Source organism: Paenibacillus sp. MAHUQ-45, from assembly GCF_058133325.1.
In genome coordinates this window covers 16,822-28,244 of sequence record NZ_JBYUPV010000023.1, presented here as the reverse complement: position 1 = coordinate 28,244, position 11,423 = coordinate 16,822, and the positions used below count along the sequence as shown (strand labels likewise).

The 11,423-nt window shown below is 48.7% G+C and carries 10 protein-coding genes; all 10 read left to right on the top strand.

Annotation, left to right across the window (positions count from 1 at the left end; all coding sequences use genetic code 11):
- On the top strand, window positions 1-3,268 hold a 3,268-nt coding region (locus tag AC3Y23_RS28460; protein WP_379205453.1), incomplete at its 5' end, for an S-layer homology domain-containing protein.
- A gap of 127 nt (window positions 3,269-3,395) precedes the next feature.
- Complete coding sequence (locus AC3Y23_RS28455) at window positions 3,396-4,133, top strand: Maf family protein (RefSeq protein WP_379205452.1); 738 nt, start codon at window positions 3,396-3,398, stop codon at window positions 4,131-4,133.
- Between the two features lie 599 nt (window positions 4,134-4,732).
- Window positions 4,733-5,422: a RadC family protein gene (gene radC, locus AC3Y23_RS28450; RefSeq protein ID WP_379205451.1), complete on the top strand. Its 690-nt coding sequence runs from the start codon at window positions 4,733-4,735 to the stop codon at window positions 5,420-5,422.
- Between the two features lie 39 nt (window positions 5,423-5,461).
- Window positions 5,462-6,496, top strand: a complete 1,035-nt coding sequence (locus tag AC3Y23_RS28445) for a rod shape-determining protein (RefSeq protein ID WP_379205450.1) — start codon at window positions 5,462-5,464, stop codon at window positions 6,494-6,496.
- 58 nt (window positions 6,497-6,554) lie between these two features.
- On the top strand, window positions 6,555-7,433 hold the full coding sequence (gene mreC / locus AC3Y23_RS28440) for a rod shape-determining protein MreC (protein WP_379205449.1): 879 nt from the start codon (window positions 6,555-6,557) through the stop codon (window positions 7,431-7,433).
- A complete protein-coding gene (gene mreD / locus AC3Y23_RS28435) occupies window positions 7,433-7,963 on the top strand; it encodes a rod shape-determining protein MreD (protein WP_379205448.1) in 531 nt (176 codons plus the stop codon). The genes mreC and mreD overlap by 1 nt, the downstream gene beginning before the upstream one ends.
- Window positions 7,964-8,043: 80 nt before the next feature.
- Complete coding sequence (minC, locus tag AC3Y23_RS28430; RefSeq protein WP_379205447.1) at window positions 8,044-8,703, top strand: septum site-determining protein MinC; 660 nt, start codon at window positions 8,044-8,046, stop codon at window positions 8,701-8,703.
- A 5-nt stretch (window positions 8,704-8,708) separates the two neighbouring features.
- Complete coding sequence (minD, locus tag AC3Y23_RS28425) at window positions 8,709-9,503, top strand: septum site-determining protein MinD (protein WP_379205446.1); 795 nt, start codon at window positions 8,709-8,711, stop codon at window positions 9,501-9,503.
- A 73-nt stretch (window positions 9,504-9,576) separates the two neighbouring features.
- Window positions 9,577-10,530, top strand: a complete 954-nt coding sequence (locus AC3Y23_RS28420; RefSeq protein ID WP_379205445.1) for a peptidoglycan DD-metalloendopeptidase family protein — start codon at window positions 9,577-9,579, stop codon at window positions 10,528-10,530.
- Window positions 10,523-11,365 (top strand): M50 family metallopeptidase, encoded by an 843-nt coding sequence (locus AC3Y23_RS28415; RefSeq protein ID WP_379205444.1) that lies wholly within the window; start codon window positions 10,523-10,525, stop codon window positions 11,363-11,365. The genes AC3Y23_RS28420 and AC3Y23_RS28415 overlap by 8 nt, the downstream gene beginning before the upstream one ends.
- Window positions 11,366-11,423: the final 58 nt, after the last annotated feature.

Below are 11,423 nucleotides of genomic sequence, written 5' to 3'. Positions count from 1 at the left end.
TGGTGCAGATATCACCGGCGTGGATCCGATAACGAACAAATATATTGGTGTGTATGAAGTAGACAGCAACAACAAGGTGGTATCGTTCAAGCTGATCACTCTGACAGCAGACGATATTAAGGTGCCTGTCCCAACTCAGGCGCCAACATTGCCAGCATCGCCATCGCCGGGAACGAACCCGAATACGACGAAGGTGACGACATCCGTAGGAGCGGGTAACCACCTCGTGACGAAAGTAACCTCTACCCTTATTCCTACACCAAATGTAGGGGATGTAGCGCCAACAGGAACGGGAGTAACGAATCCGTATACGCCTGGCGCAGATATCACTGGCGTGGATCCAATAACGAACAAATATATTGGTGTGTATGAAGTAGACAGCAACAATAAGGTGGTATCGTTCAAGCTGATCACTCTGACAGCAGACGATATTAAGGTGCCTGTCCCAACTCAGGCGCCAACATTGCCTGCATCACCATCGCCGGGAACGAACCCAAATACAACGAAGGTGACGACATCCGTAGGAGCGGGTAACCACCTCGTGACAAAAGTGTCCTCTACCCTAATTCCTACACCAAATGTAGGGGATGCAGCACCAACAGGAGCGGGGGTAACAGACCCTTACACGCCTGGTGCAGATATCACCGGCGTGGATCCGATAACGAACAAATATATTGGTGTGTATGAAGTGGACAGCAACAATAAGGTGGTATCGTTCAAGCTGATCATCCTGACAGCAGGCGATATTAAGGTGCCAACACCAGCGCAATATGTTGTTGATTTGTTGATTAATCCAAGTAATGAGCTGATTCAAGTCGGAGCTAGTCAAGCTCTCGTTACAACAGCAGTATACTCCGACCAAAGTATTTTGGATGTGACAGATAAAGCTATTTACAGTACAACAGATCCATCTGTTGCAACGGTTGATGACAGTGGTATTGTTACGGCTATATCTGAGGGAACCGCCGTGATTATGGTGCAATATGACGGTAAGTCTGTTTCGGCAGTCTTTACGGTGCAAGCCGGTATCCCTGACATTAGGCTGGATCTCACGGCTTCTCCAGCTTCTGTTGTAGGAGATGGACAGTCGCTAGTTACACTGAAAGCCAGCGCTATCCGTTTGGTAGATGGAAATCCTGTAGAGGGTAAAACCATTACATTCCAAGGGATCGGAAACACTACGCAAAGTGCTGTGACAGATTCAACCGGGACTGCGACAGTAACGTTCACTGCACCTGCAATTTCAGGTGTGTTACCCGTCCATAATACGATCACTGCCTCGGCCGTCGACTCGGCAGGGCTTACTGCGCAGACAAGCATAGCAGTCCACTATATGCCTGCTTCGGTTCATGGTATTCTAACGGACAGCACGACAGGCAAACCAATAGCAGGAGCGGTTGTCTCTGTATCAGCAGATTTTAACGGGGATGGAATCATAGATTTCTCCCAAGAAGTAACAACTGGGGCGGATGGCTCGTACCAGATTTATGTGCCGCGGGGGAATTGGAATTATAGTATGAATATTCAAACCCCTGTAACCATTGGCAATCAGACAGTGATCATTAATCAAACGCAAACTGCCCAAGTGGGGACTTTAAACGGAACGGAACAAACCTTTACTGCTGCCAACAAAATAACGGGCCAGCTGCTAATCGCACAAAACCCTGCCAATAACGGGAATCCACAACCGACATTAGGAAGTTTGTTTGGAAACGGAAACGTCAGCGCTATCGTGCAAGGCACAGGTGCAAATAACTTTAAATCACAGATTGTACTTGATGCAAACGGCAGCTTTGATGTGAATGATGTACCGCAGGGACAATATGTTGTCGCGTATCAGATTAAGGCTGCGGATGGAACCATTTTAGCCGGACCTGCAGTAACCGTGAACGTGAGTCAAAACGGGGAAATGAGCGTAGTGTACTCCTTGATTGATCCTTATGGCATTGTAAAAGATGCAGTTACGGGTCAACCAGTGAGCGGAGTATCTATGAACCTGTACTGGGCGGATACTGAACTTAACAAGCAGAAGGGACGTACTCCGAATACGCTTGTAGTCTTGCCGGAGTTGCTGAGCTTTGAGCCTAATCAAAATCATAACCCGCAAGTCACGAATGCAGCTGGAGAGTATGCTTGGATGGTATTCCCGGATGGAGATTATTACATTGTGGCTACGAAACCGGGATACGGCACGTTTAACACATTAACAGAGCAAACCAGTGTGACTCCTGATCCTGATTCGGACAGTTATATTCAAAACGGAATCATTCACGTGGGTCAAAGTCTGGTGCAGTTTAGCTTCTCTATGCAGCCGCTCAAGGAGTCGAACTCTGGCTCAGGCAATTCGGGAAGCACGGATAATGGTAGTACGCGTAATAATGCGCCTGGAGGCCTGACAGCAGGCAATGGTACACAAACGGGAGTAACTCTGAGCTGGACTGCGGTAACGGGGGCATCCTCCTACAATATTTACGATAATGGAAAGCTTATTGCTTCCGGAATTACTGGTACTCATTATGAAATTACAGGGCTTGAAGCAGGAACAAAACACAGTTTCACCGTATCGGCTATCGTTGGTGGAGTAGAAACCAAGCCATCAGAAAGTCTTACGTTTACGACGCTGGGGATTCCTGTGAATCCTTCTACCCCTCAAGATTCACAGCATCATGAGAAGTACATCAATGGATACCCGGATGGTACCTTTAAGCCGGCGAAGAATATAACCCGTCAAGAAGTGGCGGCTGTACTGTTCCGAGTCTTCCATCTGGCAAAATCCGAAACGGACGGCACGACTTATTCCGATGTCTCTAGTAGCGACTGGGGAGCGGCAGAAATCGCAGCCGTGACGAAAGCGGGAATCATGAACGGATATCTGGACGGAACATTCCGGCCAAATCAGCTTATCAGCAGAGAAGAGATGGCAGCAATTGCCGCCAGATTGAAAGATCTGCAAGGCAAGGACAAGAACATTTTCACGGATATTTCCAACAGCTGGGCTCGTGAATCTATCAATTCGGCAGCAGAAGCCGGTATTCTGAAGGGCTATGAAGACGGAACCTTCCGTCCGAAAAAGAACATGACCCGCGCAGAAGCAGTCACGATGATTAATCGTCTGGTGGGCCGTGGCCCGCTAGCCGGTGTAGTTAACCCTACATGGTCCGATGTTAATCCGAATCACTGGGCATACGGAGATATTGAAGAAGCATCGGTAGATCACGATTACATCGTTCAAGATGGTACAGAAAGAAGAGTAGAGCAGAAGAAATAAAGTAAGATTTCATTAATGGACTATGCTGCCAAACTCATGGAGATGGCACATAGTCCATTATTTTATGTTGCCCCTTCATTTTGTTATACTGAATGCATGCAACATTATGAAAAGAGGGACCGGATTTATGTCGATTGTTAACCCGAAAACGATTATTCTGGCATCTTCTTCCCCGAGAAGGCAGGAACTGATTGCTTCCTTGAACCTTCCCTATGAAGTTATCGTCAGTGATGTCGATGAAACGACGGAGCCGGGGTTATCTCCTGCCGAGATCGTAGAACAGCTGTCCCACCGCAAAGCACAGGCTGTATACGAACGTTGTGTAGCTGAGTCGCGGTTCGAGACCGGCGGTGTTATTGTCGGCTCCGATACGATTGTAGTGCTGGACGATAACGTACTAGGCAAACCGAAGGATGCGGAGGATGCATTCCGTATGCTACAGTCGTTGCAAGGGCGAAAGCATCATGTCTATAGTGGCGTTGCCGTAATCGATATGAAGACGGATGAGCGGTATACCGCAGCTGGCGAATCACTAGATCATCCTGAGGCCAATGAGACGATAACGTACCTTGGAGAGACTGGTCAGTATCGAGTAACAACCCCGTCAGCCACTGGGCAATCAGAAACAATTGTGGGCCACACGGTTAGCCAGATTACGTTCAGACCTATGAGCGATGAGGAGATTTGGGCATATATAAACACGGGTGAACCCCTTGATAAAGCCGGGAGTTATGGCATACAGGGGATAGGTTCGGTTTTTGTCGAAAGAATTGAGGGTGATTTTTACAGTGTGATGGGGTTGCCCTTGAATTTGCTGTATCCGATTCTTTTGAAATTTGGTCTCAGTCCATTTCAAATGAAGTGAAGTATTTCCAGAATAAGGTGCCAGTTATTGCAGCACCTTTTTTTGCGCTTACGGAGTGAAAATATGAATTGGTAAATGTTGTTTATGTTCATTCCTCTCTATGAGAGTTTATTTTAGGTTATACTTGCTTAGGAGGCATGATGATGTGTGGATGAAGAGAAAGTCCGTCATACATTCAGGAACGTTACAACAGGGCCATTCAGACAATGAATGATGCGAGGAAGGCAACATCTGTGGTACACATTTGACAGACCAGATTTTCACCGCTTAAAATTGATAAATCCACTCTTAAGTTGATGATTCAATGCTTGGAATAGAATCGTGGTATAATGAGTTGGATGTTCAGGGTATTCGTCGAATAATCAAAGATATTATCAAATCTAGATGAACGACGTAACGATTAGAGGCACAGGAGTAGACATTTTAATCTTTTCTTAGGGTTAATAGTTTGCGCGGGCTGCGGTAAACATCAATCGTACATATGCGGAACGTGCTGGAGCGTTGGCAAGATAACCTGCTCCACTCATTATATCCTCGCCCCGAACGTTAATCGTTGCAATTAAAGGCTTCAATGCAGAATACAGGGAAGAGGGATCGGGATGGAATCGCAAACATTTATGCTGCGGGACCTCCCCCATGAAGAACGACCAAGAGAGCGCATGATGCATTATGGGGCGGAATCACTTAGCCAAGCGGAGCTGCTGGCCATTCTGCTGCGTACGGGAACACATCAGGAATCGGCTATTCATGTTGCGCAGAGAATTCTAAGTCAGGTAGGTGGCTTGCGTCAGTTGGCAGACCTTAGCATTAAGGAAATGACTGAAATCAAAGGCATCGGCCCTGCCAAGGCGGTGCAACTAAAAGCTGGCATTGAGCTTGGAAGGCGCATGGCGAATTCCCGGCTGACCGAACCGGTCATTATCCGCAGTCCCCAGGATGCGGCTGAAATTTTGACTGAGCAATTGCGTTACCTCCAGAAGGAGCATTTTGTCTGCCTCTTTCTCAATACAAAGAATCATGTTATTGCACAGGAGACACTATCTATGGGCAGTCTGAATGCTTCCATCGTGCATCCCCGTGAAGTCTTCCGGGCAGCCATCAAGTGCAGTAGCGCTTCCATTATCTGCGCGCACAATCATCCTAGCGGTGATCCTACACCCAGTCCGGAAGATATTGCCCTGACGGGGAGATTGCTTAGAGCGGGAGAAATTGTCGGCATTGACGTTCTGGATCATCTCATTATCGGAGATAAAGGTTTTGTTAGTTTGAAGGAAAAAGGTCATATGTAATAGAATTTTTAAGATTGACTAGGAAAAGGAGAATACAGCATGTTAGGTGGCTTTACGAAAGACTTGGGAATTGATTTGGGGACAGCGAACACGCTAGTCTATTTGCGCGGTAAGGGTATTGTGGTAAGAGAGCCTTCCGTGGTGGCTATTAATACGGATACGAAATCCATTGAAGCTGTAGGTGAATCCGCCAAAAAAATGATCGGCCGTACGCCGGGCAACATCCGCGCCATTCGTCCGATGAAGGACGGCGTTATTGCCGACTTTGATACAACAGCTACAATGATCAAATACTTTATTCGTCAAGCGCAGAAGCAGCGCTCGATGTTCCAGCGCCATCCGAACGTCATGGTCTGCGTACCTTCTGGCATTACTGCTGTTGAGCAGCGTGCTGTTGAGGATGCTACGAAGCAAGCAGGCGCGCGTGAAGCTTACATTATTGAAGAACCGTTTGCGGCTGCTATCGGCGCGGATCTGCCTGTCTGGGAACCGACAGGAAGCATGGTCGTTGATATCGGCGGAGGAACCACGGAAGTCGCTGTAATCTCTCTCGGGGGGATTGTAACAAGCCGTTCGGTTCGTGTGGCTGGTGATGAGATGGATGTATCGATCATTCAGTACATCAAGCGTCAATACAACCTGATGATCGGTGAGCGTACTTCTGAGCAGCTTAAGATGGATGTGGGTTCTGCCCTGCCGCTGGAGAAGGCTGAAACGATGGAAATCCGTGGCCGCGATCTGGTAACCGGTCTGCCGAAGACGCTGACCATTACCTCCGATGAGATTTGCGAAGCATTGGCGGATACCGTAACTGCTATTATTGAAGCTGTAAAAGTTACCTTGGAAAAATGCCCGCCGGAGCTGGCTGCTGACATTATGGACCGCGGTATTGTGTTGACCGGTGGCGGTGCGCTTCTGCGTAATCTGGACAAGCTGCTTGCTCGCGAGACTGGTATGCCTGTCATTGTGGCTGAGAATCCACTTGATTGTGTTGCGATTGGAACGGGTAAGGCGCTTGAGAACATTCATTTGTTCAAGACCCGCAGTGGCTCTACCTTCCGCTCCAAGCGGTAAGTTCGGACTTCCCTGAGGTCGTCAACCCCCGATAAGGGAGAAATACGGTTGTTAGAGGGTGTTGAAACTGTTTAAGTTATTTAGTAATAAACGTTTGTTCATCTTGCTTATTACCCTGGTGATGTTCATCGTGGTCATGGGCTTCAGCCTGGGGTCAAGGAAATCCTTGTCCTGGCCGGAGAACTTCGTCAGGGATACAACCGGTTTTGTGCAAGGCCTATTCTACAAGCCCGCTGGATACGTAGCGGGCTTCTTTGAAGATATCGCCAATCTGCACAAGCTGGCCAAAGAGAACGAACAGCTCAAAATTGTCGTTGCTCAGTATACACGGGAAAAAGCGCAATATAACTTTATTGCTTCTCAGAACGCTAGTCTGCTGGAAAAGCTGAAGTTTACAGAGACGCAGAAGCAGAAATATGACTATGACTATCGCATTGCTCAGGTCGAGAGCATTAATACTGAACCCAACAATAGTACGCTGGTCATAGACATCGGTTCCAAAGACGGAGTCAGACCTAATATGTCAGTAATCTCGACAGAAGGAATGGTCGGTGTGATTAGTCAGGTCAGTAACTTTACCTCTACGGTAAAGCTGATGACGATGATGAATGCGAACGATCCCAATTCGCAGCCGGCTATTGCCGCAACCGCCATCGGCAAAGAGAACGCCTCCTTCGGTATGATTGAGAATTATGATCCGAAGACGAATAAACTTACGATGAACAAGATTCCACCCGGTGATCCGATCAAGGCGGGTGATCAAATCGTGTCTTCCGGCATCGGCGGCTTGTATCCGCGAGGACTGACTATCGGGACTGTTGAAAGTGTGAAGGTAGGCGAATTTGGCCTGACATCCTCCGCTGTGGTTAAGCCTGCTGCCGATTTTCAGGATTGGAAGGAACTGATTGTCGTGTTCACGCAGGAGCGTGCTGAATAGTGAGAGTAAATAAATCGGTCGGTATTTTGCTGTTGTTCCTCTTATTCATACTCGAAGGAACCGTTCTGCCAAGGCTGATCCCGAATGCATGGCAGATGCGGATTATCCCCAATCTGGTCTTTATTGTGGTCTTATTTGTAACGGTTTATCATCACCGTCATACCGCATTAATTCTCGGTCTTAGCTTCGGTATGCTGCATGATATTGTTTTTTACGGTCGGATTCTCGGCGCCCATTCCTTTGCAATGGGCGTTTCGGCCTATCTGATTGGTCTGATCTTCCAGGCTCCCCGTGCACCGCTGCCGCTCATGATGACAGTAGTTTTGCTGGGAAGTCTGTTATCGGATACGATTCTATTCGGAATCTATAGCGTATTTAATTTGAATCAGGAACCCTACAGCTGGGCGCTTCTTGAGTATATGCTGCCTTCCATGCTCTTTCATTTTGCCATCGGTCTGCTCCTGTATGTACCGCTCCGTACCCAGCTTGAGAAGCTGAAGAAGGTGACGCGCAAGGAAGAAACCGCATAAGCCAGTCGGTAATTTCTTCCGTAGAAAAGCAGGAACTTGAGGGGCCCGGCACGAATGATTCAGGATAGGGGGACAGGTATATGACAGTGAAATCCAAACATGTAAGGATTAAGGGCATCAAGGATGGCCTGGTATTCCTGCTAGACGACAAGTGTCCCTTTGAAGATCTTCTGAGCGAGCTTCGCTTCAAGCTGGAGCACAGCCATCAAAATATTTTGACTGGACCGATAGTGCATGTGGATGTTAAGCTGGGCAGCCGTCCCGTATCCGAGGAAGAGAAGGACGCCGTTCTGGACATTCTTAGAGGTCAGGGCAATCTCTTGATTCGGTCCGTGGAGGCGTTGGAAGATCATAGTGCTGTAGACAGCGATGCCCTGTATATGGTCAGTGGCATGGTCCGTTCCGGCCAGGTACTGCACCATCAGGGGAATCTTTTGCTTCTCGGCGATGTAAACCCCGGAGGAACAGTAACCTGCACAGGTGACATTTATATTCTTGGAGCGCTGAGGGGGATGGCTCACGCCGGAGTGGAGGGCAATGTAGAAGCAATTATTGCGGCTTCGCTTCTGTCGCCGACCCAGCTTCGTATTGCAGAAATCATCAGCCGTCCACCGGACGAATGGGAGACTCGCGAGAGCAGCATGGAATTTGCCTATTTAACAAACGGGGCTATGCAAATTGATAAAATTCATAATATGGTCAAATTACGTCAAGGTTTAAATGTGTTTAAAGGGGTGTAGCCTCCATGGGAGAAGCGATTGTCATAACCTCGGGTAAAGGCGGAGTTGGCAAAACAACCACAACAGCCAATATCGGTACCGCACTTGCCCTGCAGGGCAAAAAAGTATGTCTGGTTGATACGGATATCGGACTGCGTAATCTGGATGTTGTAATGGGACTGGAGAACCGGATCATCTATGATCTGGTGGATGTTGCCGAAGGCCGCTGTCGTCTGAATCAGGCGCTGGTCAAGGACAAGCGCTTTGATGAGCTGTACATGCTGCCCGCCGCCCAGACGAAGGACAAGACCTCCGTGACTCCAGAGCAGGTAAAGGACATTGTCCTGGAACTGAAGAAAGAGTATGAATATGTTCTAATCGATTGCCCTGCCGGTATCGAGCACGGATTCCGCAATGCGATTGCCGGTGCGGATAAATCCATCGTGGTTACCACGCCGGAGCATGCCGCTGTACGGGACGCGGACCGGATTATCGGGCTGTTGGAGCAGTCCAATGTGGAGTCGCCGAAGCTGGTGGTGAACCGTATTCGTCCTGGTCTGATCAAATCTGGGGATATGCTGGATATTGAAGATATTTTGCAGGTACTGAACATCGATCTGATCGGGATTGTCCCGGATGATGAACTGGTTATCAAAGCTGCAAACAGCGGCGAACCTACGGTTATGAATCCTGATTCAGCGGCTGCTATTGCTTACCGCAACATTGCCCGCCGTATTCTTGGCGATGCCGTGCCGCTAATGCAGCTGGACCGCAAGCCAGGTACTTTTAAGAAATTCAAGAAATTTTTCGGATTAGGCTAAACAAGGCGTTTTTCATCGGATTGCCAAAATAACGGGGACCCACCGCTTAGAATTGTGCGGGGGCCCCATTTTTATGCCATTTCACGCTCCGGTCTGCCCAGAGGCTTGTTCTAAAGAGACTTCCCTGCTTCATAAAATGGAAGTAAACAAGCCCGCCGGAGGGATCGATATGGACCAGAAATCAGATATCAAGAATCGGCGCAAGGAGCGCATCCGCCTTTTGCTGGAGGACACCTCTAAGGAGTCGCCGCAATCGCCACTATATGTCTTGCCTGAGCAGAATACAAGTTTCAAGGAATGGAATCAGGAACCGAAGAAGGACAATAGTTTAGATCCAGAACCCGACCCGGAGCTTCTCTGGAAGCAGCGCCGCAATAACTGGGAAGACGATGGGGAAGGCGGGAAGCCAAGTTTTATCACGGGATTTCTGCGCCGAACAGTCGCAAGTATTCTTGTCTTCGGGGCCGTATGGGGAATATTTGCGATTCAGCAGCCCTGGGCGCACAAGGCGCAGACCTTTATTGTTGATGCGCTGAACCATGACATGGATTTTGCAGCGGTCAGAGTGTGGTATGAAGAGCATTTTAACGGTGCGCCGGCATTCATCCCTATTTTCGGAGATAAAGAGCAATCGGCGGAAAAGGTTTCAGCCCTTCATGAATGGAGTGCGCCTCTGGCAGGGAGTATCGTCCAGCCCTTTGCCACCACACTGAAAGGTGTGGAAATTATGCCGGAAGAAGATTCAAGTGGCAGTGTGACGGTGAAGAGTGTAGATATGGGGCGTGTGCTGTCTGTCGCTCGGGAAGCGAAAGGCGGAATCCGCGTAACGCTCCGGCATACAGGGAATGTCACTGCTGAATATGGTCATTTGACTGGAACCCGGCTTAAAGCCGACGACTGGGTGCAGAGCGGCGATGCGGTCGGCTGGATTGTTGATCCAGGAACGGCGCCGGAGACCATGTTCTTTTTTGCCATGATGAAGGACAAGACCTATATTGATCCATCCGAAGTGATCACCTTTGATTAGGATCAAAGGCATCGAACTGTCGCTGCATCCGCTGTTCGTGCTGATCATGCTTTTTTCCGTCCTGACCGGACAGTTCCTCGAACTGCTCACCTTATTCACCATTGTGCTAATTCACGAATTGGGACATGTATGTGCAGCGCTTCTTGCCGGAGTAGCCGTCAAGTCCGTCCAGCTTCTTCCCTTTGGCGGCGTTGCCGTCATCGAAGATCATGGAAGGCTCACCGCAGGCAGGGAGATAGCGATTGCACTGGCTGGTCCGCTCCAGAATGGTGTCTTGATGCTGTTCGCTTGGATTGTTGGCAGTCTGGGGCTGGGGAATGAGGCGTTCTTGAATTATTTTATTGAGGCTAATGCCATTATCGCACTTTTTAATCTGCTGCCGATTCTGCCTCTTGACGGGGGGAAGGTGCTTAGAGCGGTAACGAGCGTTATACTCCCCTATTATTTCACCTTGTTATGGTGCGGGCGATTAAGTATTGCAGCCAGTGTCCTGGTTGTTGTCTACGCACTGCTGCCGCTTGGTGCGGGCGGGGGATTGCGGCTGAATGTGCTCATGATCGGTGCCTTTCTGCTTTACTCCAACATTACTGATCAACGCAATATGCCCTATGTATTCATGGCTTTTCTGATGAACCGTGAAGCGATATATGAGCGACATCTTCTAACGGGGACGGTGGCCTCGCCGATTGTTGCCAAGGCTGCGAAACCTTTGGATGCAATATTGCGTCTATTTAAACGTAACCAATACCATTTAGTATATGTGCTGAACCGTGAAGGCGACGTGGTCGCCGTAGTGCCGGAGCAGCGTTTGATCTCTTCCTATTTCGGAATGTAGAATATAAGCTTAGCAGGATTTTGAAGTGAATATGAAAGATTGATTGAACCAGAGGTGA

What these genes read in the sequence shown, in the direction of transcription:
- AC3Y23_RS28455 (WP_379205452.1), top strand. Translation starts at nt 3,396, where the DNA reads ATGTCGATTGTTAACCCGAAAACGATTATTCTGGCATCTTCTTCCCCG.
- radC (WP_379205451.1), top strand. Translation starts at nt 4,733, where the DNA reads ATGGAATCGCAAACATTTATGCTGCGGGACCTCCCCCATGAAGAACGA.
- AC3Y23_RS28445 (WP_379205450.1), top strand. Translation starts at nt 5,462, where the DNA reads ATGTTAGGTGGCTTTACGAAAGACTTGGGAATTGATTTGGGGACAGCG.
- minC (WP_379205447.1), top strand. Translation starts at nt 8,044, where the DNA reads ATGACAGTGAAATCCAAACATGTAAGGATTAAGGGCATCAAGGATGGC.
- minD (WP_379205446.1), top strand. Translation starts at nt 8,709, where the DNA reads ATGGGAGAAGCGATTGTCATAACCTCGGGTAAAGGCGGAGTTGGCAAA.
- AC3Y23_RS28420 (WP_379205445.1), top strand. Translation starts at nt 9,577, where the DNA reads ATGCCATTTCACGCTCCGGTCTGCCCAGAGGCTTGTTCTAAAGAGACT.